This is a genomic window from Pseudoalteromonas sp. XMcav11-Q (assembly GCF_040104525.1).
In the GTDB taxonomy this organism is placed as follows: Bacteria; Pseudomonadota; Gammaproteobacteria; order Enterobacterales; family Alteromonadaceae; genus Pseudoalteromonas.
In genome coordinates this window covers 64,410-88,453 of sequence record NZ_JBECOX010000008.1, presented here as the reverse complement: position 1 = coordinate 88,453, position 24,044 = coordinate 64,410, and the positions used below count along the sequence as shown (strand labels likewise).

At 43.7% G+C, this 24,044-nt stretch carries 22 protein-coding genes; 13 read left to right on the top strand and 9 right to left on the bottom strand.

Annotated elements, in window-relative coordinates; translation table 11 throughout:
- Positions 1–100: 100 nt before the first annotated feature.
- From tgt to ABMY45_RS14200, 7 genes are all read left to right on the top strand, one after another.
- Positions 101–1,240: a tRNA guanosine(34) transglycosylase Tgt gene (tgt, locus tag ABMY45_RS14230; protein WP_010374167.1), complete on the top strand. Its 1,140-nt coding sequence runs from the start codon at positions 101–103 to the stop codon at positions 1,238–1,240.
- A gap of 20 nt (positions 1,241–1,260) precedes the next feature.
- Entirely contained in the window at positions 1,261–1,599 is a 339-nt protein-coding gene (gene yajC / locus ABMY45_RS14225; protein ID WP_010374166.1) for a preprotein translocase subunit YajC, read from the top strand.
- 24 nt (positions 1,600–1,623) lie between these two features.
- A complete protein-coding gene (gene secD, locus ABMY45_RS14220) occupies positions 1,624–3,483 on the top strand; it encodes a protein translocase subunit SecD (protein ID WP_039492735.1) in 1,860 nt (619 codons plus the stop codon).
- 9 nt (positions 3,484–3,492) lie between these two features.
- Positions 3,493–4,437 (top strand): protein translocase subunit SecF, encoded by a 945-nt coding sequence (secF, locus tag ABMY45_RS14215; RefSeq protein WP_010607169.1) that lies wholly within the window; start codon positions 3,493–3,495, stop codon positions 4,435–4,437.
- Positions 4,438–4,569: 132 nt separating this feature from the next.
- Complete coding sequence (locus ABMY45_RS14210; RefSeq protein WP_174170603.1) at positions 4,570–5,097, top strand: hypothetical protein; 528 nt, start codon at positions 4,570–4,572, stop codon at positions 5,095–5,097.
- A 112-nt stretch (positions 5,098–5,209) separates the two neighbouring features.
- Positions 5,210–6,991, top strand: a complete 1,782-nt coding sequence (locus tag ABMY45_RS14205; RefSeq protein ID WP_349289030.1) for a bifunctional diguanylate cyclase/phosphodiesterase — start codon at positions 5,210–5,212, stop codon at positions 6,989–6,991.
- A gap of 86 nt (positions 6,992–7,077) precedes the next feature.
- Complete coding sequence (locus tag ABMY45_RS14200) at positions 7,078–7,881, top strand: transporter substrate-binding domain-containing protein (protein ID WP_349289029.1); 804 nt, start codon at positions 7,078–7,080, stop codon at positions 7,879–7,881.
- A gap of 630 nt (positions 7,882–8,511) precedes the next feature.
- Here the strand turns inward: ABMY45_RS14200 and ABMY45_RS14195 are convergent.
- From ABMY45_RS14195 to ABMY45_RS14180, 4 genes are all read right to left on the bottom strand, one after another.
- Positions 8,512–8,634 (bottom strand): hypothetical protein, encoded by a 123-nt coding sequence (locus ABMY45_RS14195; protein WP_264484056.1) that lies wholly within the window; start codon positions 8,632–8,634, stop codon positions 8,512–8,514.
- Between the two features lie 251 nt (positions 8,635–8,885).
- Positions 8,886–10,517, bottom strand: a complete 1,632-nt coding sequence (locus ABMY45_RS14190; protein WP_174170604.1) for a methyl-accepting chemotaxis protein — start codon at positions 10,515–10,517, stop codon at positions 8,886–8,888.
- 126 nt (positions 10,518–10,643) lie between these two features.
- A complete protein-coding gene (gene rsuA / locus ABMY45_RS14185; RefSeq protein ID WP_174170605.1) occupies positions 10,644–11,354 on the bottom strand; it encodes a 16S rRNA pseudouridine(516) synthase RsuA in 711 nt (236 codons plus the stop codon).
- 23 nt (positions 11,355–11,377) lie between these two features.
- Positions 11,378–11,707 (bottom strand): 5-carboxymethyl-2-hydroxymuconate Delta-isomerase, encoded by a 330-nt coding sequence (locus ABMY45_RS14180; protein WP_102057560.1) that lies wholly within the window; start codon positions 11,705–11,707, stop codon positions 11,378–11,380.
- Between the two features lie 81 nt (positions 11,708–11,788).
- Here ABMY45_RS14180 and ABMY45_RS14175 point away from each other — a divergent pair, with 81 nt between their 5' ends.
- The 5 genes from ABMY45_RS14175 to ABMY45_RS14155 all read left to right on the top strand — a co-directional run bounded on the left by ABMY45_RS14175 (position 11,789) and on the right by ABMY45_RS14155 (position 16,350).
- Positions 11,789–12,580, top strand: a complete 792-nt coding sequence (locus tag ABMY45_RS14175; RefSeq protein ID WP_102057559.1) for a hypothetical protein — start codon at positions 11,789–11,791, stop codon at positions 12,578–12,580.
- Positions 12,564–13,187 (top strand): LysE family transporter, encoded by a 624-nt coding sequence (locus ABMY45_RS14170; protein ID WP_010607178.1) that lies wholly within the window; start codon positions 12,564–12,566, stop codon positions 13,185–13,187. The genes ABMY45_RS14175 and ABMY45_RS14170 overlap by 17 nt, the downstream gene beginning before the upstream one ends.
- Positions 13,187–13,717, top strand: coding sequence for a gamma-glutamylcyclotransferase family protein (locus ABMY45_RS14165; RefSeq protein ID WP_102057558.1), 531 nt, complete (start codon positions 13,187–13,189; stop codon positions 13,715–13,717). The genes ABMY45_RS14170 and ABMY45_RS14165 overlap by 1 nt, the downstream gene beginning before the upstream one ends.
- 45 nt (positions 13,718–13,762) lie before the next feature.
- Positions 13,763–15,325 carry a serine hydrolase gene (locus ABMY45_RS14160; protein WP_349289028.1) on the top strand — a complete coding sequence of 521 codons (1,563 nt, stop codon included), beginning with the start codon at positions 13,763–13,765 and terminating at the stop codon, positions 15,323–15,325.
- A 104-nt stretch (positions 15,326–15,429) separates the two neighbouring features.
- Positions 15,430–16,350 (top strand): histone deacetylase family protein, encoded by a 921-nt coding sequence (locus ABMY45_RS14155; RefSeq protein WP_010374136.1) that lies wholly within the window; start codon positions 15,430–15,432, stop codon positions 16,348–16,350.
- On the opposite strand, the gene ABMY45_RS14150 is transcribed toward ABMY45_RS14155, so the two are convergent.
- Entirely contained in the window at positions 16,347–16,646 is a 300-nt protein-coding gene (locus ABMY45_RS14150) for a DUF4144 domain-containing protein (RefSeq protein WP_227386837.1), read from the bottom strand. The genes ABMY45_RS14155 and ABMY45_RS14150 overlap by 4 nt on opposite strands.
- A gap of 76 nt (positions 16,647–16,722) precedes the next feature.
- Here ABMY45_RS14150 and ABMY45_RS14145 point away from each other — a divergent pair, with 76 nt between their 5' ends.
- Positions 16,723–19,239, top strand: coding sequence for an EAL domain-containing protein (locus tag ABMY45_RS14145; protein ID WP_227386838.1), 2,517 nt, complete (start codon positions 16,723–16,725; stop codon positions 19,237–19,239).
- Here the strand turns inward: ABMY45_RS14145 and ABMY45_RS14140 are convergent.
- From ABMY45_RS14140 to purH, 4 genes are all read right to left on the bottom strand, one after another.
- Positions 19,212–20,033 (bottom strand): DUF2797 domain-containing protein, encoded by an 822-nt coding sequence (locus ABMY45_RS14140; RefSeq protein WP_010607184.1) that lies wholly within the window; start codon positions 20,031–20,033, stop codon positions 19,212–19,214. The two genes, ABMY45_RS14145 and ABMY45_RS14140, sit on opposite strands and share 28 nt — an antisense overlap.
- Before the next feature lie 114 nt (positions 20,034–20,147).
- Complete coding sequence (purD, locus tag ABMY45_RS14135; RefSeq protein WP_211867064.1) at positions 20,148–21,431, bottom strand: phosphoribosylamine--glycine ligase; 1,284 nt, start codon at positions 21,429–21,431, stop codon at positions 20,148–20,150.
- Between the two features lie 15 nt (positions 21,432–21,446).
- Positions 21,447–22,283: a class I SAM-dependent methyltransferase gene (locus tag ABMY45_RS14130; RefSeq protein WP_102057551.1), complete on the bottom strand. Its 837-nt coding sequence runs from the start codon at positions 22,281–22,283 to the stop codon at positions 21,447–21,449.
- Positions 22,284–22,383: 100 nt separating this feature from the next.
- Entirely contained in the window at positions 22,384–23,970 is a 1,587-nt protein-coding gene (gene purH / locus ABMY45_RS14125; protein WP_010607187.1) for a bifunctional phosphoribosylaminoimidazolecarboxamide formyltransferase/IMP cyclohydrolase, read from the bottom strand.
- Positions 23,971–24,044: the final 74 nt, after the last annotated feature.

Sequence of the window (24,044 nt, the reverse complement as noted above, 5' to 3'; positions counted from 1 at the left end):
CGCTAGTAATCTTGGTAGAATCGAAAGATCACTGCCCTAAGCATTGGCTTAGCACGTTTTTTAGTCAAGGTTGGACTGTTTTTCCGACAACGAGGTAACAATGAAATTTGAATTAGATAGCAAACAGGGTAAGGCTCGCCGAGGTCGCTTGATTTTTGACCGTGGTGTGGTAGAAACGCCTGCATTTATGCCTGTTGGTACTTACGGCACAGTAAAAGGCATGACCCCTGATGAGCTCAAAGAAACGGGCGCACATATCTGTTTAGGAAATACCTTCCATTTGATGCTAAGACCTGGCACTGAGATCATCAAGCAGCACGGCGATCTGCATGATTTTATGAACTGGGATAAACCGATTCTGACCGATTCAGGCGGCTTCCAAGTATTTAGTCTTGGTGCAATGCGTAAAATTTCGGAAGAAGGTGTGTTGTTCAAGTCACCAGTTAATGGTGAGAAAATCATGTTGTCTCCAGAAAAAGCGATGGAAGTACAGCGCGACTTAGGGTCAGATATCGTCATGATTTTTGACGAATGTACGCCGTATCCAGCGACAGAAAAAGAAGCAAAAGACTCGATGGAGCTAAGCTTACGTTGGGCTAAGCGCTCCAAAGATGCACATGCTGATAATCCTTCAGCGCTATTCGGCATTATTCAGGGCGGTATGTACCCAGAGCTTCGTGCCGAGTCGCAAAAGGGCTTAGAAGAAATCGGTTTTGATGGTTATGCACTTGGTGGTTTATCAGTTGGTGAGCCAAAAGAAGACATGATCAATATTCTTGACCAATGTGCCTATAAAATGCCAGAAAACAAGCCACGTTACTTAATGGGCGTTGGTAAACCAGAAGATTTGGTTGAAGCGGTACGTCGCGGTATCGACATGTTTGACTGTGTAATGCCAACGCGTAACGCTCGTAATGGTCACTTATTTGTGACAGGTGGCGTGGTAAAAATCCGCAATGCAGCACACAAAACAGATACTAGCCCACTAGATGCGGAGTGTGATTGCCACACTTGTAAGAATTACTCTCGAGCGTACTTACATCACCTAGATAAGTGTAATGAAATTCTAGGCGCTCGACTCAATACCATCCATAACTTACGTTATTATCAACGTCTGATGGAAGGAATGAGAAACGCCTTATCTGAAGGTACATTTGATGAATTTGTCGAAGACTTTTATGCGCGCCGTGGCATTGCGGTGCCAGAGTTGGCTGACGTTGGTTTGACAGAAAATAATTAATTTATAAACGAGGAAGTGAAATGAGCTTTTTTATCTCAAACGCGCATGCTAGCACCGCAGCAGCTGCACCTGCTGGTGGTGGCATGGAAATGCTAATCATGTTAGGTATTTTTGGTCTGGTATTTTATTTTTTAATTTACCGTCCACAAGCTAAGCGTGTTAAAGAACACAAAGACCTAATGGGTGCATTAGGCAAAGGTGATGAAGTACTAACTCAAGGTGGACTAGTGGGTAAAATCACAAAAGTTGCTGATGACAAAGACTTTGTTGTAATCGCACTAAACGATCAAACTGAAGTGACAGTGCAAAAATCAGCGGTTTCAGCTGTGTTACCTAAAGGTACAATGAAATCTCTATAAGAATAACAATAAAGGGATAGTCCAGTGTTAAACAAGTATCCAATGTGGAAGTACTTACTTGTTCTCGCTGTGTTAGCTATCGGTATTCTTTATGCCACACCAAACTTGTATGGTCGCGATCCGGCCATACAAGTGTCTGGCACAAAAGGTGCTGATGCGACGCTCAGTGTATTAGATCAAGTTAACGAAACCCTACAAAAGAACAACCTTGCCGTAAAATCTTCTGTGTTAGAAGACGGTCAAATCCTTGTTCGCTTCAAAAATGTTGAAGATCAGCTTAAAGCACAAGATATTTTGCGTAATAGCTTAAGCGATGATTACATTTCAGCAATCAATATGTCTCCGGCACAACCTGAGTGGTTAAAAGACTTAGGTGCAAATCCAATGAAGCTTGGTCTAGATTTAAGCGGTGGTGTTCACTTCACTATGGAAGTGGATATGGTCACGGCGATGGACAATGCACTTGAGCAAATGGAGCAAGATTTCAAGAGTGATTTACGTGAAGAAAAATTGCGTTATCGCTCGGTGCGTCGGGTTTCTAATAGTGAACGTGTACAAGTAACGATGCGTTCGGAAGAGGACAAAGACGCGGCAATGAGCTTCTTGAGAAAGCGTTACCCGGGTAACGACTTTATCAATGATAGCAGCGACAGCCTTGCTTTCTTCTCAAGCCTTAGCGACCTTAAATATAAAGAGCTGCGTGAATACGCTATCAAGCAAAACGAAACCATTATTCGTAATCGTATTAACCAACTAGGTGTTGCTGAACCAAATGTTCAACGTCAAGGTGGTGAGCGCATAATTGTTCAACTTCCAGGTGTTCAGGACACGGCTCGCGCGAAAGAAATTCTCGGTGCCACGGCGACGCTTGAGTTCCGTGAAGTAGACGAAAATGCCGACGTGCGTGCAGCAGCACAAGGTCGCATTCCTCCAGGCACAGAAGTGATCCCACATAAAGATGGCTATCCTGTTGTGCTTAAAAAGCGCGTTATTCTTGAAGGTACGCATATCACAGGTGCGCAATCTGGTATGGATGAATATCAGCGCCCTCAGGTGAATATCAAACTTGATAGCAAAGGTGGGGCAAAAATGAATGCCTTTACTAAACGGGCCATCGGCAAACGTATGGCGACGGTTTTCATCGAATACAAACCATCTGGCAAGAAAGATGAAAATGGCAAAGCGTTACCACCAATCAAAGTGGAAGAAGTGATTAACGTTGCCACGATTCAAGCGCGTTTAAACAGCTCTTTCCGTATTACCGGTATTGATAGCCCAGCAGAAGCGCATAACTTAAGCTTGCTACTACGTGCAGGTGCACTGGTTGCGCCAATTCAAATCGTTGAAGAACGTACTGTAGGTCCAAGCCTTGGTCAGGAAAATATCGAAGCGGGTATGACTGCGGTTGTGCTTGGTTTTGCTTTTGTTCTTGCCTTTATGTTGCTGTACTACAAAGGCTTTGGTCTGGTAGCAAACTTGGCGCTTGCGGCTAACCTCATCATGATTGTGGGTGTGATGTCGATGATCCCAGGTGCGACGCTGACGCTGCCAGGTATTGCCGGTATCGTATTAACCGTCGGTATGGCCGTTGACGCTAACGTACTTATCTTTGAGCGTATTCGTGAAGAAATTGCGGAAGGTCGCAGTCCACAGCAAGCCGTTCACCATGGTTACGATAGTGCATTTAGTACGATTTTTGATGCCAACATCACCACTTTAATTGCAGCTGTGATCCTATTCTCTGTCGGTACAGGCCCAATTGCAGGCTTCGCGGTAACCCTAGCTATCGGTATCATTACCTCGATGTTTACAGCGATTGTTGGTACGCGTGCAGTTATTAATGCCATCATCGGTGGCAGACGTATCACAAAGCTATCAATCTAGGAGACGGACATGCAATTATTAAACTTAAAAGGCACTATCCGTTTTATGTCGGCAAGAAAGCTTTCAATGGCTTTCTCTGCATTGTTGATCTTGGCTTCAATCGGCTCATTTATGGTGAAAGGACTAAACTTTGGTTTGGATTTTACCGGTGGTACGGCAGTTGAAGTTGGATTTTCACAGCCAGCAGACTTAGCAAAGGTACGTAGTGTATTAGCCGAGAGCGGTTTTGCCGATGCCTCTGTGCAACTTTTTGGTTCAAGCCAAGAGGTATTAGTACGACTCGCCCCTCGTGGGGACGACGTGAAAGCTGAAGTATTAGGTAACCAACTCATCTCCGCGCTGAAACAAGCGGATGAAAGTGTGGTGATGCGCCGCATTGAATTCGTAGGTCCAAGTGTTGGTGAAGATCTCAAAGAGCAGGGTGGCTTGGCGATGCTAACCGCGCTTATCTGTATCTTGATTTACGTTGCTTTTCGTTTTGAATGGCGCTTTGCAGTAGGTGCTGTATTTGCACTTTTCCACGATGTTGTACTGACAATGGGTCTGTTCTCAATCTTAGGTCTGGAATTTGATTTAACGATTTTGGCGGCAATATTGGCGGTAATAGGTTACTCACTCAACGATACTATTGTTGTGTCTGACCGTATTCGTGAAAACTTTCGTAAAGTACGTATTGATGACACCTTAGAGATCATCAACATTTCACTGACACAAACGCTTAATCGTACATTAGTGACCTCAATCACGACTATTCTCGTTTTGATTGCGCTATTCGTATGGGGTGGTCAAACCATTCATGGTTTTGCTACGGCCTTGCTGTTTGGTGTGTTTATCGGTACATATTCTTCTGTTTATGTAGCGAGCTCAGTTGCAGTAGCAATGGGCGTTAGCAAAGAAGATTTGATCCCGGTAGAAGTTGAAAAAGAAGGTGCAGACCTAGATGCTATGCCTTAATCATGGAATTTGATGTAATAATCGAAAGCGGCTTTTTGGCCGCTTTTTTGTTGCCTGTAAAACGTCATTTTATTGTTTCTAAAATATTACATTACTATATAATGATAATCGTTATCAATAAAGGAGATACTTATGTACAAATTTGCGATGGCGGTTGGTGCACTGACATTAATGACCGCATGTTCTAAGCAACCTGAGCTTGAGCAACAAACCGGATCTGTAACTACAGAAGCAACCTCATCTTTAGCACAATACAAAGTTCAAGCAGAGGCCTTACTTGCAGATATTCGTATCGAGAAAGATGCTGCAGCACTTGAAACACAATCCGCCGATCTTGTGGCTCTCTCTAGAACTTTGCTAAATGAGTTTGTGGCTAAGTACCCTCAGTGCCAGACTTATCTAGATGCCTTGGATAAGGCTGCGGATATCATTCCTACTTTACCACTTGAAGAGATCGAAACGGGCTATCACGCAGATGGTAAATTACCCAAGTTTGATGACCCTGTTTGCTACCATGCAAAAGATTTATTAGTGCATCCAGCAACGGTTCAAGCAATTGCGATGAAAGGGTTTAGTGGCGCTGAAGACTATAAGAGCGCAGAGATGGAAATTGTGGAAGTGATTGCACACTTTGATCAGGTAGAGCGGGCGCTAAAGTAAGCGGTTGAAAATCATTCAATTGCAAATTGGGTACATTTCACCCGATTGACATATATCTGTCATACTCTGTTGCTACCGTGCGCGATTATACTTTTACAGTGAGTTTAATGCTGTGGATCCTTCGCGCACGTTAGTACTTAATACAATAATAAAAGAAAAAGCTGTATTTACTCTGTTTCAGCCAATCTACGATCTTGCGAAACGGCAAATCTTAGGGTTTGAAGCATTAAGTCGTGGCATGTCCGGCTCATTGTTGGAATCTCCAGACAAGCTTTTTGCGGTCGCGAGTAAGCAGGAGCGTTTGTCAGAGCTGGAGATTATCTGTCGTGAAGCTGCTATTAAGCAGTTCGTTTCACTCAACCTTCCTGGTAAGTTATTTTTAAACGTTAGTCCAAAAGCGTTACTTGATCCGAGCCACCCAAAGGGCGAAACCAGACATCTTACAGAAGTGTATGGGCTCGATCCCAAGCGTGTCGTCATTGAAGTGACTGAGCAAGACAAAGTAGATGACGCGAATCTGCTACTAACTACAATTACCCATTATCGTGAACTTGGGTTTCAAATTGCGATTGATGATTTGGGAGCTGGTTATTCTGGTCTCAGAAAGTGGTCGGAGTTATGCCCTGACTACGTCAAAGTCGACAGATATTTTATCGACCATTGTGACCAAAGTGTGGTGAAACGCGAGTTTTTAAAGTCTATTATCGAGCTTGCTAAAGCCATTAGCACTCAAGTAATTGCCGAGGGAATTGAGCGGATGGAGGAGCTAAAGCTGATAGAGCAGCTCGGTATTGTAAACGCTCAAGGCTTTCTGCTCGCGAAGCCAACTCGAAAGCCACCGACAGAGCTGGCGTTGTTAAAATCCCTTCATTCGGAAGCTCGTTCCAGTGTCAATCAATTTGAGCAGTCGATGGCAATCGGTTGGCTTGCCAAAGAGGCCAATGCTATCCATGAATGTACGCAATGTATCGATGCTCATAGGCTGTTTGAACAAGATCGCAAGCTAACCAGCCTTGCAGTGGTTAATGATGCTAGAGAGCCTGTTGGGCTGCTACACCGAGATCAACTGACTGAGGTCTTTGCGGCACCATATGGCCATGCACTCTTCGATAAGAAATCAGTGATTAAGTTGATGGATAAACAGCCGTTAGTGGTGGATGAGCAGCAAGAGCTTGATACGGTGAGTAAGCAAATAACCGACCATGAATTTGATATTCGACGTCATATCATTATTACTAGAGATGGTCGTTATCTTGGCTTAGCGCCCTTGAGAGACATACTCAAGCACATCACAGAAGAAAAAATTCGTCATGCTCAACATGCCAATCCATTAACCATGTTGCCGGGCAATGTCGCGATAAATGAGGCAATAGAGCAAAGGTTACGTTCACATCATGACTTTTCTCTTGCATATATCGACCTTAATCATTTTAAACAGTTTAATGATTTATATGGATATGCCAGTGGCGATAGCGTGATTAAGCTACTTGCCGAGGTGACAGTTGATGTATGTGTACAGAGCTCAAGTTTTGTTGGGCATATCGGGGGTGACGACTTTATGGTGGTGTTCGATAATAATGATGCAGAAGTGTTGTGTCATGAGATCATCACTCAGTTTGAGCTTAAATCAAAAGCCTTTTTTACTCCCGAGCATGTTAGTGCTGGCGGTTACTGGGCAACAAATCGTGAAGGGCAAAAGCAATTTGTACCTTTACTCACTTTATCGATTGGTTTAGTGAGACCAGATTTACAACACTGTATCAATTCGCACCAAGTTGCAGCTTTAGCAACGGATGCTAAGAAAGAAGCAAAGCGCTATCGTAATAGCTATTTATTTGTATGTAACCGTCGCAAGCCGACAGTATCGACTGTACGATTGGAAAATGCAGGTTGACTATATTTTTAATTACGCAATAGTAATAGCAATCCGTAAGAATACTCTTGATTGTAGTATTGTTTCCCCTAAAAGAGGGTTGTGCGATGAAGTTAAAGTTGAGTGTAATTATCTCTGCTCTGGTGTTTCAAAGTGCTTGTATTGCAGCGCAATCCCCCGAGTTAATCTATGTCGCGAAAGAAGCGCGAACCTTGTACGATCGCGATCTTTATCTTTATGAATTACTAGAAAAGGCACTGGCTGCTGCTAAGTACTCAGCTCAAATCGAACACATCAAGATCCATCCTCATCAACAGCGTACGTTAATGGCACTAAGCCGAGGTAAGGTTGATTTACACTGGTCTATGACCAGCCCCGCACGCGAGCAAATCGCTATTCCCATTAAAGTCCCACTGTATGATGGACTTATTGGTAAACGCGTGCTGATTGTTCATAAAGATGTTTATCCAGCCATAAAAACGGTTCGTTCGCTTGATGAATTAAAGCGCTTTACCGCTGTACAAGGACACGATTGGCCCGATACTAAAATTCTTAGTTATAACGGTCTGAAGGTCAGGCCTATTTCCGATTATCAAACCATGTTTAATTTAATCGCGGATAAAAAAGCGGATTATTTTCCACGCTCGGTGATTGAGGCAAATTCAGAATTGATCGCACAAAATAACGAAAACCTCATGATCGTACCTGATTTTCACCTTGAGTATTCAACCGCTTTTTACTTCTTTGTGAATAAAGACAAGCCAAAACTTGCTTATGCACTCGAGGAGGGGCTTGCTAAGCTTAAAGAGTCTGGTGAATTAAAACGATTAAAAAAAAAATATCGTTTAGTGTTACCGCCTGAAGGTGAAGGCATCAAATTGAATAACCCTTACTTTGCAAAAAACTACTAGCGTTTCTTGCGCAAGCTTGGGAGTGCGTAATCGTACTCTTCTTTGTATGTTAGGGCTGTTAAAGCTATCATAATTCCACATTTTGCTGAGTACAGAATATATCCTGCAATATCGGAAGAGTAGAAAAAGAAAGTCACATCATAGCCTTTACCATTTCTTAGGTAATTTTCGACAATAGTAGCGAATGTGAACAAAGCTCCTAAGATAGCCAACCATGGAAATATATTATCCGCAAAGGTGTATTTAATTTTATCTTGGGAAAAGTTTTTTGGTTAATTCTGTCCGGTAAGTGAGTGGGGCGAGCACTATTAACTCGATAATTAGGTGAATGCCGAAAATCAAACTATTCTGAAATAATCTATTCTCAGGGGAAGATGATAGGCTAATTAATCCGGTTGAAAACACGAGTGTTTCAAGAACAAAGGGAGTCAGGCATAAGATGGACAGAATACATATGTTCACATCCTTCAGTCGTAATCCCACACCAAAACAGAGAGATATAAGTGCCGTGTACGTCAGAAAAAAGTGAAAATTAACATCGTGTATAATGAAGACTCCTACTACAACTAAGACATATGGTAGTAGTAAGTCTCCGAGTGCGAATTTTCTTTCCATAACTAACAATAATCTTTAATTGGCTTTGCTAGATTTGGTATTTGCATTAGCTTCAGCACTGTTAGCTGCTGGTTCATCTGGCATCCAAATACCACCACCAGAAACTTTTTTACATTCTTTCAAATTTAGTTTTTGCATTATCATAGTCCTTATTAAGTTTGCTTGATCTCTACGCAATCAAGCATTCAAACTTTAGGTTGCATATATTATTGCAATTATAACAAACAAAGAAGTCTCTTGAGACTACTAAAACTGAAACTCTCTGTGGGTACAAACTTAACACCAAATAAACACAAGGTGAATGAAAAATTAAAGAAATTTTTCAATTAACAGTTTATATAAATTTACACTTGGCTAATTGTATGAAAAATAAGAATAAAGTTGACTTATTACACTTTGAATTTGGCCATCTCAATCTCTAGATTTCCAGATAAAGATTTAATTGTATCAGTCGCTTTATGTGCTTTTTCAGACACACTTGCCGTCTGTGAGGCCGTGTCAGAGATAACAACGACACGTTTGGCTGTATCTTCTCCTGCATCCAACTGTTCTTTGGCTGCTTGAGCTATTTGATGACTCATCTGCGATATAGATTTTAAAGAATCGGCGACTTGTACAAGCGCTTGAGATGCCTTAGATGACATACTCACCGTTTTTTCGCTTGTTGCAATGCTCAAGCTTACAGAAGCCTTCGCATCTTGAGTTGCACTTTGCAGTTTAGTGATCATGGTACGGATCTCTTCTGTACTGGTTTGAGTGCGCTGAGCAAGCTGTCTGACCTCGTCCGCTACGACAGCAAAGCCTCGTCCTTGCTCTCCAGCTCGAGCAGCTTCTATTGCAGCATTGAGGGCTAATAAATTGGTTTGCTCGGCGATAGATTGGATAACGGTAAGTACATTAGCGATATTAGATACTTCTTCATCTAGTACTTGAATATTATTACCAGCGCTGTCAATTTGTTGCTCTAATAATGCAATTTCAGTTGCTGCTTGAGCTGTCAGTTTGTCGGCAGCATTACCTTGCTTTTCAGCCTCTTGAACTGAATCCGCAGCTTGCTCCGCATGTTCGACAACGGTTTGTGCTGATGCTGTGAGTTCGGTAATTGCTGAAGCCACCATTTGAGTTTCTGCATTTAAACTACGAGTTAGATTCTCAAGTTCTACTGAGCGTACCTCACTGTCTGATGTTTGGTTTTGTAGCGCCTTAGTTGCTTCTTTAAGCCCTTCAACTACTCCTTTTAATCCGCCTTGCATATAGTCCATGGCTGCGAGAATACTATAATCTTGGCAGTCAGCAGTATTGATAGGTGTAGTTAGGTTTCCTCTTGAAACATGTTTTACGATTTCGAGCACATCATTGATTTCAGCACCAAGTTTGTTATTCAAAGACAGTCCAAACCGCGCAAGTGCGGTGGTCAATGCAACGGCAACCGCTAAAGAAAGTGCGACTAACCAGATTGCGGTGTCCCAATAACGATCGTTTACTTCTTTGTAGCTAATACCTGTGCCGACATACCAGCCAAACCCTGGTGTTTTTTGTACCACTGAAGTCAGGTCGACAACTTCTCCATCTCGCAGTGAAGTCCAATTGTAGGTAATGATCCGATCAAATTGGTTACCGACTAAGCGCTTCACCATGCTGCCTATGCTTTTGCCGTCAGCATCTTCAAAGTCATTAAAGCTGGTGTTATGCAGCTGGGGGTCATGCGGTGTTGCTACGAAGTCCATTTTGTCATTAACAACATACACATACTCAGAGTCATGGTATTTATTTTCTCTTAAAACCTGAATTGCCATCTCTTTTGCTTGTTGCTCAGTCAGTTTCCCTTGCTCTGCAAAGCGCTCAAACTGTTTAACAATATTAACGGTGCTTTTCATTAATTGGTTGATACGCGCAATATTATCGCTTTCACTGGCATGGCGCAGAGCTTGAAGACCTACAAAGGCAACGGCAAGTAATGAAACAAATATTGCGGCGGCAAAGGTAATTATTTTTGCTTTTAATGTGAAACTAGAAAACACAGGATCGCCCCCTAAAAATACTCTCACTACATGATTTAGCATGTTTAGGGGGAAGTTGTAAGTAGGTTAATGCCCTAAGGAGGCGATTTTGAGATGATATTTACTCATACTACCTAAAGACGATGACTAACTTGCATTAATTATGCTTATTTCTTCATCAGTTAATGGGCGGTATTCGCCCTCAGCAAGGGTTGGATCAAGTTCGATCCCTGCAATATTTTCTCTATGAAGTTCAACTACTTGGTTGCCAACTGCGGCAAGCATGCGTTTTACTTGATGATACTTTCCTTCGCAAATAGATAAGCGTAGTGCAAATTTATCAATAAGCTCCGCTTTTGCTGGCAGGGTTGCTTGTTTCTCACCATGTAGTTCAACGCCTTGTTCAAGCTGTGTTAGCGCTTCTTCAGTGAGTTCGTCGCGACTTTCTAGTACATAGGTTTTAAACTTTTGTTTCTTCGGCGAGGTGATTTGATGAGACCAATCACCATCGTTAGTGAGCAGTACTAAACCCGTGGTATCGATGTCCAGTCGACCTGCAACATGAAAATCTTTTAAGTTAGGTTCTTCAATTAAATCGAATACTGTTGGGTGTAATTCATCACTATTTGCACATACATAACCTTGTGGTTTGTTTAGCATATAGTAGCGTAAACCCAAATACTCTAGGCGTTCGCCATCAAAAGTAATGTGGTCTGCTGGGGTGACTTGGATGTCGCCTTTTTTGACGATATTGCCATTGACGGTAACGAGACCTTTTTTAATATTAATTTTGACCTTGCTGCGTGGCATCTCTGCAACGTGGCTCAAAAATTTCTCCAATCTACATGGAAATTTCATAGTTAAATAACTCGAATAATAAATTAGTTTTTGCGATAAATATCGGATAATAAATCATAGCAATGGACACTGAGCGCAAAATGCTCCCCGACCTTTGCGAGCAAAAGCTTCAGAGCACCTTCCGTGAGCATTTGTTTTTGCTCTAATGTTCTACCAGCCATCATATGGATCTGCAGGTGAATAAACCCTTGTTTGCCATCGCCTAACTGAAAATGCTCAAAAGCAACAGCACGGGTTTTGACGGAAGTTGGATCAAACAAGCCACATGCACAGGCAAATTGCTGCACCTGTGATACTAACGCCTCGGTTTCAATTGGCAAATTAGCTGAGTGTTCAAGAATAAAGTGTGGCATGTGAAACTCCATGTTTTTGCATTAGGCTCAGAGTTTATGCTATTTATCAGGGGTTATTCCAGAAAAGAGTGAATTATTAGCATGCTGTCCTTATTTAAAGTCTCACCTTTGCTTAGCGATGAAGAAACCCAATGGTTAATTGATACCTTTGTCTGGGCATTTGAGCATTTTGATGGCGAGTACTTTTTAAATGAAACGCAGATTATTACTCCGACTCCTAGTTGTTTTCCAGAGCCGGTATCCAGTATTGAAGAGATGGCGGCGGTGGTTTTCTCCCGCGTAAAGTCCTACGCGGGGTTACAACAGTGGCCAATCACTTTGGTTGCGCCTGAACGCATGCTCGCGTCGACCAGCATGACTAAGCTAAACATTGCAGGGCGTTGGCGCGGTGAGCAAGCGGTTATCGCTGAATCGGCTGCGCCTATTTTGATTTCTTATAATCCTAACCAAATAAATCAGCCTCAAGATCTGATTGCCAGTTATGCAGGTGTCATGGCAAAAGTTTTAATTTTACAGCGTGGCGTGTTACCTCCGGGTGGGGAAGCGCAATTAGACGCTGCTTGTGATGTGCTGGCGAGCTTTTTTGGCTTTGGGGTCATGGTGTCTAATACCGTATATCACTTTAGGGGAGGATGTGGTTCTTGCTACAACCAATATGCCAACCGAAAAGCTGCACTGACGGAGCAGCAGAGTGTTTTTGTGCATGCCCTCGTATGTCATTTTAAAGGGGTGAGAGATGGTCATAAGCATCTTAAGTCACACCTTGTGAGCCAGTATAAAAAGGCGAAAAAGCAAATTAATACCTTAATGGATAACTCAGAGCGGGGTGATTTACTGGCCTTACAGGAGCATGCACATGCTCGTTTATCTTGATGAGTTTATTTTAATTGCGCTGGCACATTTTTTTGCTGTCGCAAGTCCAGGTCCCGATTTTGCGATAGTGCTTAAACAAAGTGTACAGCAGGGCAGAGCAAACGCCCTTTGGACAAGTTTTGGGGTTGGTCTTGGTATTTTAGTACATGTCAGTTATTGCTTATTGGGAGTTGCGTTACTGCTATCTCAATCTGAAACCTTGTTCACAGCAGTAAAATATATAGCCGCGCTTTACCTTGCTTACCTTGGTGTGCAAGCGTTGCGATATGCAAAACCCAATTCAGAGCAAGAAAATATCACTGCACATGCTGTTACTGAGTCTAATTGGACTGCGTTAAAACGGGGTTTTTTGGTCAATGCCTTAAATCCTAAAGCAACGCTGTTTTTCTTATCGCTTTTTACCCTAGTGATTGAGCCAACCACACCAAGCAGTGTGCAGTTGTTTTACGGTGTTTATATGGCATTGGCTACGTGGGCTTGGTTTTCGTTTTTATCTTTAGTTTTATCAAAAACAACGGTAAGACAATTTTTTCGTCGTGCAGGACATTGGTTTGATCGCGGGATCGGTGTGATCATGTTACTGCTTGCAGTAAGATTGGTGATCTAATGTGTGACAAAAACATTATTAACTTTAGCTTTGGTTCAAATATGTCGACTGCACGTTTGCTTGCTCGCTTACCACAAGCGAAGTTACTTGGAGTGGGGAAATTGCATGGCTATCGGCTGACTTTTGATATGTTGAGCACCGATGGTTCAGCCAAGTGTAGTATTACGCCGAGTACTGAAGCAAATAGCCATGTTTATGGCGTTTTGTATGCCTTGGATGAGCGAGAAAAAGCGCGTTTGGACGACATTGAAGGGGAGCGATACAACTGTCATTGTTTGCCTGTTGAAAGGCAAGGTGGCGGTATGGTGGAGGCCTGGTGCTATATTGCTAACACCTTTGTGGAACATCAATTACCTTTCGATTGGTACGTACATCATGTGTTGGCCGGGGCAAAGGAGCATCAGTTTCCGACCAGCTATTTACAGGCTATTTCGGCACAATCACACGTTACAGATAATAATAGTGACAGACAACAACAAGAATTAGCCATCTATCAATGTGATATTACGAAGTTAAATCGCAAAGCTTGACTGGTAACATCATGATTGGTTGTGGCAAAAAACCAAGGAAAAATAATGAAAATAAAACAATGGCTATTAACCTCAGGCCTAGTTGCTGCGAGTTTTCTTAGTGCACAGGCAAGCGCGGCAGTAAACCAACAGGATGTTGAAACTGCGGTAAAAAGCGCAATGACAAAGTTTAATATTCCAGGTTTGGCAATTGGTATTGTAGAAGATGGTAAGGTTGTGATGACCAAGGGCTTCGGGGTGACGCATTTAAATAAGCCAACTAAGGTCAATGCGGATACCTTGTTTGGTATTGCATCCAACACCAAAGCTTTCACGGCAGCAGCGCTGGCGATGTTAATTGATCAAGGCAAACTGAGTTGGGATGACAAAGTCATTAAACATATTCCAGAATTTAAGCTTTACGATAGTTATGTTACTCAAGAGATGACTATCCGAGATTTATTAAGTCATCGAAGTGGATTGGGCCTTGGGGCGGGTGACCTTATGATCTGGCCTGATACTGATAAAACCATGCCAGAATTGCTGGCAGGTATTTCACATCTCAAACCTGATTCAAGTTTCCGCAGTCATTACGCCTATAACAATTTGATGTTTGTTGTTGCAGGAGAAGTCGTAAGCCGAGTTAGTGGTAAAGATTGGCGCAATTTTGTTGAGCAGGAAATGTTTACCAAGCTAGATATGGATGACTCAAAGGCTGGATTCTCTCGGATCCCGGCTAACAATAGTAATTGGGCGACTGGCCATATTCCGATGGATGGCAAACTTACGCCGTTCTTTGTTAACTACCTAGAAGATTTCCGTGGTGCTGGCGCCATTGCGTCTAACGTGGATGACATGACCAAGTGGTTACAAACTCAGCTTGAAGGTGGTCGCTTACCTTCTGGCGAGCAGCTATTTAGCCAAGAGCAACAAGTGCAAATGTGGCATCCACACATTACGCGTATTCCCGCAGCAAAAGCCGCAGAAGTATACCACCAACAGTTTAGAGGGTACGGCCTTGGCTGGGCGGTAGAAGACTACTTTGGTTATAAAAAGGTAGGTCACGGCGGTGGGATTTTAGGTATGGTGTCGCAAGTTGCGATGATCCCAGAGAAAAAATTGGGTGTGGTGGTCTTATCAAACCAACAAAAATACCCCGCACTTTCCGCGATTATCAATGAAGTGTTTGAAGATGCGCTTGGCCTAGAAGATAAAGACTGGGTGCAGATCATCGCCGATGATTACTTTAAGGCGCAACAAGATAAATACGCTAAAGCTGGGATAATCGAAGTTGCAAAACCACAGCCTGCTTTACCATTAAACAACTACACGGGAACACTAACTAGCGCTTGGTATGGCGATGTGGTGGTGGAAAAGCTTGGTAAGGAACTGCGCATTGATTTTACGCACACAAAGCGCCTAAAGGGGAAACTTGAGCACCTAACCGGTAACGCCTTTGTGGTACGGTGGGATGAGCCATTACTTGAAGCAGATGCTTACATCAATTTTGTGATGGATAAATCTCAACGGGTTGAGTCTGCTGCAATGGAATTTGTTAATCCGGAAATAACCGACTTTAGTTTCGATTTCCATAACTTGGATTTAAAGGCGAAAGAAATCCAGCATTAGGATATACCAAAGTATCAAAGCCACAATTATGTGGCTTTGATATAGTGAAAGGATAGCTACTTAAATCAACCACGTCGCAAACTAACATAGGATGTATATTCGTTATGCGTACTGCAATTATTACTCATCCATATTGCCGCAAGCATAAAATGACCGAGGAACATCCTGAGTGTCCTGCGAGGTTAGATGCGATATCAGACAGGTTGCTAGCGTCTGGACTTGATATCGCCATTGAGCACAAAACGGCGCTGAAAGCCGATACCTCACACTATGCATTGGTTCATGATCAAGCCATGATCAAAGAAGTAATGGATAAAATCCCTAATGAAGGGTTAACCGAGTTAGACGGCGACACTTGGCTTTGTCCTGATTCTATGAAAGCGATTGAACGCGCTGTCGGCGCAGGAATACTTGCGGTGGACGAAGTGGTTGCAGGTAAACTTGATGCTGCATTTTGTTCTGTTAGACCTCCTGGACACCACGCCAATCAAAGTACTTCATCGGGATTTTGTGTCTTTAATAATGTTGCCATTGCCGCCGCTTATGCCAAGACAAAGGGCGTAGAGCGGGTAGCTATATTGGACATCGATGTACATCATGGTAATGGCACACAAGATATTTTCAAAGACGATCATAGCGTGTTACTTTGCTCTTTGTTTCAACACCCTTTTTATCCAAATACCGCGATTGAGAATCATCAAACGCTAATCAATTCCCCGTTGAGTGCAGGAGCGGATGGCACAGACTTAAAAGCCTTGGTGGAGCAACAATGGTTGCCTAAGCTGCAATCATTTAAACCTCAGCTCATTTTTATCAGTGCGGGGTTTGACGGTCATTTAGAAGATGATATGGGCGGACTCAAGTTTGTTGAACAAGATTATCAATGGTTTACTGAGCAAGTAGTCGAGTTTGCAAACTCATCGGACTGTTTGGGGATTATTTCCTACTTAGAAGGGGGCTATGATCTTTCTTCTTTAGGCCGCAGCGCCGTGACACATATCAAAGCGCTGGTTGAAGCCGGTTAGCTTAGACTTAGTAAATCAAAAGCCTGCTGAGTATTGCTCAGTTGGATTTTGCTGACGCAACACTGGCCTTCGTCAACGAGATATTGTTGCACTAATTCGGTTAAATATTTCAAATCAATACACTGCACGGGCGCACCGTGTACGTTGCTGCAGCAATCGTTTGGGTATACTAGAATTAACCGTTTGAGTGACGCATCATCGAGCAGATGCGTTGCATCCCTAAGTGCTTTTTCATCTTCGATAAACTCTATACTTTGGTCTAATACCAGCAATAAAGGATAGGTTTTTATCGCCATAATTTGTTCTTGGTCAAGTTATCAAAAGTGTCGCCCAGTATACTTCAAATTGGAATAATATTGCGAGAGTGTGCTTATGGTTGGTGATTCACGTCAGTTACAGATCAAAGAAGTATTTACCAATAGCTTGTTATGTTGCGATGAGCAAACCAGTCTATATGATGCGGTTGCGCAAATGCGAGCGAGCAGAGTGAGCTCGATCTTTATTACCCGTGCCGATGACATTATTGGTATCTGGACTGAGTCGGATTGCGTTAAGCTCAACTTTAACGACCCTGACTTTGCCCAGATGCCGATCCGAGAAGTGATGACTACACCTGTGCAAAAAATTCAAATTGATAAAACCTTGAGTGAGGCGACGGTCAAGTTCCACCAATTAGGGATCCGTCATTTACTCGTGGTGGACTTGGATAATCTACCTTGTGGTGTGGTCTCTTTATCCGATATTGTGCGCAGCCAAGGGCTTGACCATTATTTGCATTTTAGACCAATTGAGCAGCACTTTGACTCGAGCATTGTGATTTTAGACAGTGAAGACTGCGTCTCTGATGTTATCAATAATATGCGTGAGCTTAAGCTGACCGCTGTGCTGGTGTATAACCGTGAATTAAATGAGTATGGCATTATTACTCAGCGCGATATTGCGTATATTATTCTCAACCCTGATTGGCGTCAGCCTTGCTGGCAATTAGCTAGCTATCCGATGCTCTCCATGACGCCAAAAGACAGTCTATTCGATGCTTACCGGCTGATGACGGTAAACTCCATTCGCCATTTGGTGGTGACTTCCCCAGACTCGCAACAAGTGATAGGGCTATTAGCGCTTAAAAATGTTTTGACTGAAATTGAAACTGCGTATTGTAGCGAGCTGGAAAAAGTCCTAGTACAACGTGATATTGCACTGCAAAAATCGGAGAAGAATCTTTATCTAGCTAACCGCATCATTGATGCTTCTCTCGATGGCATTATGATCACCAAAAGTTCAGGTGAAATAATCCAGATCAACCCAGCGTTTAGTGCGCTTACCGGCTACAAAGATTACGAAGTACTAGGGAAAAACCCAAGCATATTGAGCTCTGGGCTACATGATGAATGCTATTATCAGAGCATGTGGCAAACGCTCAGAGAAACAGGTGTGTGGCAGGGCGAGATCTGCAATCGTAAAAAGAGCGGTGAGATTTATGTTGAATGGCTCACGATTATTGAGATCAGAGAGCCGTACAGTGACGACATGCTCTACGCAGCCATTTTTAGTGACATTACGGAGCGTAAAAATGCTGAAGAAAAAATTGCTCGCTTAGCCTATTTTGATGAATTGACTGGGCTGCCTAATCGCCGCTTATTTTACGACAGACTCTCTATGGCATTGGCATCAGCGCACCGCTACAAGCAAAAACTCAGTGTGATGTTTATAGATTTAGACCGCTTTAAGGAAGTGAATGACTCTCTTGGCCACAGCGCCGGAGATGAATTATTGGTTCAGGTTAGCGAGCGGATAAAGTCTATTCTAAACGAAGGTGACACGTTAGCGCGACTTGGGGGCGACGAATTTGTTGTGCTACTGAGCGAAGTGAATGGCATGTCGGAGGTTATTGAGTTTGCCGACCAAATGTTGATGGCATTGTCGAGTCCATTTCAACTTGGTGATATGCAGGTGGCTGCGACGGCCTCGATGGGGGCTGCTATTTATCCCGAAGATGGTCATGACACGGAAACATTGCTTAAACACGCCGATGTTGCTATGTATCGCTCCAAAGAAGTAGGGCGCAACTCCTTTCAGTTATTCGAAGCTTCGATGAATGCACGTTCATTTGAACGTTTATCCATGCTAAGCCGTTTTCAGAATGCCTTAGAAAATGATGAGTTTGAACTGCATTTTCAACCCTTGCAGTGCTTAACCAGCAGTCGCATTTCCAGTGTTGAGTGTTTGCTGCGATGGCGCGACCCAAATCTTGGGATGATCTCACCGGCTCAATTTATTCCACTTGCAGAGGAACTGGGACTTATTATTCGCTTAGATCAGTGGGTAATAGATAAAGCCTGTCAGCACTTGGCTAAATGGCAACGCGCAGGTGTTGAGATTAGGCGCATGGCGATTAACATCTCGGCGTCTCATGTCACTCAAGGCGACCTTTATCAGTGTGTCGCGCAGGCATTAAAAAAGCATAACGTCGACGGTAAGTATCTTGAGCTTGAGCTTACCGAAAATAGCTTTATCGGTAATCTGCTTGAGGCTAAGTACACCTTGAAAAAGCTCAAGGAGCTGGGTGTGAAACTGGCGATTGATGACTTTGGTACTGGGTATTCTGCGCTCAGTTACTTGGCTAAACTGCCCATCGATATCCTAAAAATAGATGCTAGTTTTATTGCTAAGGTGCCCGATGAATATGGCAACAGCGAAATTGTTTCGGCAATTGTGGCGATGGCTAAGGCGCTCAACCTACAAGTTGTAGCTGAGGGCGTAGAAAAGCCTGTACAGAAACGTTACCTGCGCAAGCTTGGTTGTCATACAATCCAAGGTTACGTCTTCTGTAAGCCACTTACAGAAGACGATTGGCATGCATTTTATTCGTCAGAGAAGGTAATTTCGTAAGAAGTAAACTTACGAATATTGATCACGCCATTATCAAAAATAAGATATTGGCCTTTGATCCCTTCAAGCACGCCTGATACTACAGGGTCTTTATCAAAGTTAAACGAGCTGATTTTACTCGGGTGCTGCTCTACAGGGAAAGTGAGATCAACCACTTCTTCGTCCAGCACTTCAATGGCGGTTGCACCAAAGAGTTCAGCAAGTTCATCGAGCTTTGCTTGGATCTCGGGAATAAGCTTAGCAGCTTCTGCTTTGAGGTCTATTTCAGGATTGATGCCTTTGAGCATATTGCGCCAGTTAGTCTTATCGGCAATAAACTGAGCCAGTGCCACTTCCACTAATCCTGACTGGTGACGGGTCTGCACCTTAAAAATCGGCAGTGCTTGCGTTGCGCCTTGATCTATCCAACGTGTTGGGATCTGCGTATGACGAGTGATCCCAACTTTAAGACCTGAGGTATTGGCCAAATACACATAGTGCGGGATCATACAGTTCTCTTCGCCCCATTGGGGTTCACGACAGGTGCCTTGATCATAGTGGCAGGTCTCTGGCTTCATAATGCACATGTCGCAGCTAGCGAGTTTTCTCATGCACACGAAACAGTGGCCTTGCGAATAGCTCTTTTTGGTTTTTTTACCACAGCTACTGCAAAATATATTGCCAGTGAAGGTAAGGGTAACTGGTTTACCAAAGTATTCGTTGAGCGATACTAAGTTATCACCCACGGGTAATTGATATTGAATAGGTTCAACAAGCGCTGACTTTAACTTGCTGAGTGTACCTTGTACTTGCATCTTTGCCCCTAAAAATGCTCATAAAAGGGTAGGATACCATTACAAACTTAGAAACGCAGTGTGTAAAAATGAAAAAGGCCAGCGTCGGGCTGGCCTTGCAAAGCTTAATGTGAATTAGCTTTCGCGTGCGATTGCACGATATGCGATATCTGTGCGGTACTCTACACCATCCCAGTGAATGTCTTTAACTAGAGAGTAGGCGCGTTTTTGCGCTTCGGTTACCGTGTGGCCAAGGGCCGTTGCACATAATACTCGACCACCTGCGGTGACTACATGCTCGCCATCTTGTTTAGTACCAGCATGGAACACTTTTTCACCTTCAGGATAGTTCACTTGAAGACCTGAAATAGCGTCACCCTTAGGGTAGTTCCCTGGGTAGCCACTAGCTGCAAGCACAACACCAACGGCAGCTCGCGGATCGAATTCGATCGATGTTTGATCAAGCTCTTCTCGGTTTGCCGCTTCAATCAGCTCAACTAAATCAGACTGAAGGCGCAACATGATAGGTTGTGTTTCTGGATCGCCAAAGCGGCAGTTATACTCGATAACTTTTGGTGTGCCGTCTGCTGTGATCATCAAACCAGCGTATAGAAAACCTGTATAAGGGTGACCTTCTTTCGCCATACCTTCAACCGTTGGATTGATCACTTCAGCCATGATGCGTTCATGAATATCTGGCGTGACTACAGGAGCTGGAGAGTATGCACCCATACCACCTGTGTTTGGGCCTTTATCACCATCGTATGCACGTTTGTGATCTTGGCTGGTGGCAAAAGGAAGTACATTTTTGCCGTCAACCATGACGATGAAAGAGGCTTCTTCACCTTCTAAAAACTCTTCAATAACCACACGACTGCCCGCTTCGCCAAAAGCGTTACCCGCAAGCATATCGCGGATTGCTTCTTCCGCTTCCGCTTCGGTCATTGCCACAATGACCCCTTTACCAGCAGCAAGCCCATCAGCCTTAACGACGATAGGTGCCCCTTGTGCTTTCAAGTAGGCAAGCGCAGGCTCAATCTCTTCAAACGTTTGATAAGCCGCTGTTGGAATATCATGACGTGCTAAAAAGTCTTTAGTAAACGACTTCGAACCTTCCAACTGCGCTGCCGCTTGAGTAGGTCCAAAAATAGCTAAGCCTTCTTCACGGAAACGGTCAACTACACCGATAACCAGTGGCGCTTCAGGGCCAACAATGGTTAATTGCACATTGTTTTCTTTAGCAAAGACGACCAAGGCATCGATATCTTCAACGCCGATAGCTACGTTTTCGAGTTTAGGCTCAAGCGCAGTACCTGCGTTACCAGGTGCTACAAAAACCGTTTTTACAGATGGGTTTTGTGCGGCTTTGAACGCAAGCGCATGCTCACGTCCACCGCTGCCAATGACTAGTACATTCATGGCGAAATTTTCCTATTAAAGCTTTTTGAATTTTAAGGTCATGCGGTCGCTTTCCCCAATCGCTTTATATTGCGCTGCTTTTTCATCACCTAGCGCTAAGCGAGGTGGCAGAGTCCAGACGCCTTTTGGGTGATTGGCGCTGTCTAGTGGGTTGGCGTTAATGTCGCTGCTTGCAACTAATTCAAACCCAGCTTGCTTGGCGATATCAACAACATAACTTTGCTTCATATAACCTGACGACTTTTGATCATCAAGTTGACGGTGCTCAGGTAGGCGGTGTTCAACCACACCTAAAATGCCACCAGGTTTCAGTGCCTTATTAAACGCGTTGAACGCGCTAAGTACACCTTCATCCCCTTTACCCATGTACCAGTTATGTACGTTACGGAAGGTAAGTACCACGTCTGCACTGCCTTGTGGCGCAATATTACTGTGCGTCACTGGTGCAAATTCCGTGATCTTTACTTCACTATAGTCTGGGTTGGTTGCTACTTTTTCTTTGTAGCCTTTTAATGAGCGTTGATAGTAGCCAACATCTGAATCAGCAGGGAAGTGCGCTGCATAATAGGTGCCTTGACCTTTAACCAGCGGCGCTAAAATCTCACTATACCAACCACCACCAGGTGCAATTTCTACCACGGTCATTGATGGCTCAATGCCAAAAAAAGCAAGCGTTTCACTTGGGTGGCGATATTGGTCTCGGGCTCTATTGCTCTCAGCTCGATTGTCGCTAGCAACGGCTTTTGCAATCGCGCTTGGTACTGCTTGGCTGGAGTTAGATTCTGTCGCGTTACAGCCCACTAAAGTGGTAAATACTGCAGCAGCGATAAGAGATTTCATACCTAGATTCATCGTTAGCTTCCTTCATTCTGTTATGATTATGCTGTAGCCAGAATACTGGAAATTAGCTGAAACAAAAAGCGCGAAACTCATAAGTTTCGCGCTTTATTGATTAATGGCGGAAGTGGCGCATGCCGGTAAACACCATTGCCATTCCCGCTTCATCAGCGGCGGCAATCACCTCTTCATCACGCATTGAACCACCCGGCTGAATTACCGCAGTGATACCCGCAGCCGCAGCGGCGTCAATGCCATCACGGAATGGGAAGAACGCATCAGAAGCCATCACAGAACCCGGAACTTCTAGGTTTTCGTCTGCGGCTTTGATCCCTGCGATTTTTGCAGAGTATACGCGGCTCATTTGGCCTGCGCCCACACCAATAGTCATGCCATCACGGGCGTAAACAATCGCGTTGGACTTAACAAATTTAGCGACTTTCCAGCAGAACAGTAGATCTTTTAGTTCTTGCTCTGTAGGTTGACGTTTTGAAACCACCTTAAGGTCGTCCAAACCAACCATACCTTGGTCACGATCTTGTACTAAGATACCGCCATTAACACGCTTAATATCAGTACCTGTGGTTTTGTTTGACCACTGACCACATTCTAGTAAACGTACATTTTGCTTCGCAGCAACGATTTGTGCGGCTTCTTCTGATACGCTAGGTGCGATGATAACTTCAACAAACTGACGCGCTACGATGGCTTCCGCCGTGTCGCCGTCTAGCTCTCGGTTAAAGGCGATGATACCACCGAAGGCAGAAGTAGGGTCGGTCTTAAATGCGCGGTCATAGGCGGCAAGAATGTTTTCATCTACCGCAACACCACAAGGGTTTGCGTGTTTTACGATAACACAAGCCGGCTTATCAAACTCTTTAACACACTCAAGTGCGGCATCGGTATCAGCGATATTGTTATAAGACAGCGCTTTACCTTGAAGTTGTTTAGCCGTTGCGACGGATGCTTCTTCAATGTTGTTTTCAACATAGAAAGCAGCGTCTTGATGCGAGTTTTCACCGTAGCGCATATCTTGCTTCTTGGTGAATTGCATATTGATAGTGCGAGGGAATTTGGTTTCCTCTGCTGCTTCTTCCGTATAATCCGCAACCATTTTACCGAAGTAGTTGGCAATCATGCCGTCATACTGTGCGGTATGCTCATAGGCCGCAATTGCAAGGTCGAAACGTGTCTTGTATGTTGTAGAGCCAGAGTTCGCCTTCATCTCTTCAATGACGCGGCTGTAGTCACTCGCATTCACAACAATGGTCACGTCTTTGTGGTTCTTAGCCGCAGCACGAACCATAGTTGGACCACCAATATCGATATTTTCGATTGCATCTTCTAGGCTACAGTCAGCTTTCGCAACAGTTTGTGCGAAGGGGTATAAGTTGACTACTACCATATCGATTGCTGAAATATTGTTTTCAGTCATGACGTCTTCGTCTTGACCGCGACGTCCTAAGATACCGCCGTGCACTTTTGGGTGAAGCGTTTTAACGCGACCATCCATGATTTCTGGGTGGCCAGTGTAATCAGATACTTCTGTTACTTTAATGCCGTTGTCTGCAAGTAGTTTGCAAGTACCGCCAGTTGATAAAATTTCTACGCCTTGAGCTGCAAGTGCTGTGGCGAATTCAACGATACCGGTTTTATCTGACACGCTTAGTAGGGCGCGACGAATTGGACGATGTATATCCATGATGGTTCAGGTTTCCTCAATGATTAGTTAAGGGCTAGCTTAGAGAGCCGGTATTTTAGCGCATTATTGTTAAG

Excerpts from the sequence above, each read along its gene's own strand:
- ABMY45_RS14150 (WP_227386837.1), bottom strand. The coding sequence starts at position 16,646 with ATGGCGATAAAAACCTATCCTTTATTGCTGGTATTAGACCAAAGTATA.
- ABMY45_RS14160 (WP_349289028.1), top strand. The coding sequence starts at position 13,763 with ATGAAAATAAAACAATGGCTATTAACCTCAGGCCTAGTTGCTGCGAGT.
- ABMY45_RS14145 (WP_227386838.1), top strand. The coding sequence starts at position 16,723 with ATGGTTGGTGATTCACGTCAGTTACAGATCAAAGAAGTATTTACCAAT.
- ABMY45_RS14195 (WP_264484056.1), bottom strand. The coding sequence starts at position 8,634 with ATGCAAAAACTAAATTTGAAAGAATGTAAAAAAGTTTCTGGTGGTGGT.
- yajC (WP_010374166.1), top strand. The coding sequence starts at position 1,261 with ATGAGCTTTTTTATCTCAAACGCGCATGCTAGCACCGCAGCAGCTGCA.
- ABMY45_RS14175 (WP_102057559.1), top strand. The coding sequence starts at position 11,789 with ATGCTGTCCTTATTTAAAGTCTCACCTTTGCTTAGCGATGAAGAAACC.
- ABMY45_RS14140 (WP_010607184.1), bottom strand. The coding sequence starts at position 20,033 with ATGCAAGTACAAGGTACACTCAGCAAGTTAAAGTCAGCGCTTGTTGAA.
- ABMY45_RS14200 (WP_349289029.1), top strand. The coding sequence starts at position 7,078 with ATGAAGTTAAAGTTGAGTGTAATTATCTCTGCTCTGGTGTTTCAAAGT.
- ABMY45_RS14210 (WP_174170603.1), top strand. The coding sequence starts at position 4,570 with ATGTACAAATTTGCGATGGCGGTTGGTGCACTGACATTAATGACCGCA.
- rsuA (WP_174170605.1), bottom strand. The coding sequence starts at position 11,354 with ATGAAATTTCCATGTAGATTGGAGAAATTTTTGAGCCACGTTGCAGAG.
- ABMY45_RS14155 (WP_010374136.1), top strand. The coding sequence starts at position 15,430 with ATGCGTACTGCAATTATTACTCATCCATATTGCCGCAAGCATAAAATG.
- tgt (WP_010374167.1), top strand. The coding sequence starts at position 101 with ATGAAATTTGAATTAGATAGCAAACAGGGTAAGGCTCGCCGAGGTCGC.
- secF (WP_010607169.1), top strand. The coding sequence starts at position 3,493 with ATGCAATTATTAAACTTAAAAGGCACTATCCGTTTTATGTCGGCAAGA.
- purD (WP_211867064.1), bottom strand. The coding sequence starts at position 21,431 with ATGAATGTACTAGTCATTGGCAGCGGTGGACGTGAGCATGCGCTTGCG.
- ABMY45_RS14165 (WP_102057558.1), top strand. The coding sequence starts at position 13,187 with ATGTGTGACAAAAACATTATTAACTTTAGCTTTGGTTCAAATATGTCG.
- ABMY45_RS14170 (WP_010607178.1), top strand. The coding sequence starts at position 12,564 with ATGCTCGTTTATCTTGATGAGTTTATTTTAATTGCGCTGGCACATTTT.
- ABMY45_RS14130 (WP_102057551.1), bottom strand. The coding sequence starts at position 22,283 with ATGAATCTAGGTATGAAATCTCTTATCGCTGCTGCAGTATTTACCACT.
- ABMY45_RS14180 (WP_102057560.1), bottom strand. The coding sequence starts at position 11,707 with ATGCCACACTTTATTCTTGAACACTCAGCTAATTTGCCAATTGAAACC.
- purH (WP_010607187.1), bottom strand. The coding sequence starts at position 23,970 with ATGGATATACATCGTCCAATTCGTCGCGCCCTACTAAGCGTGTCAGAT.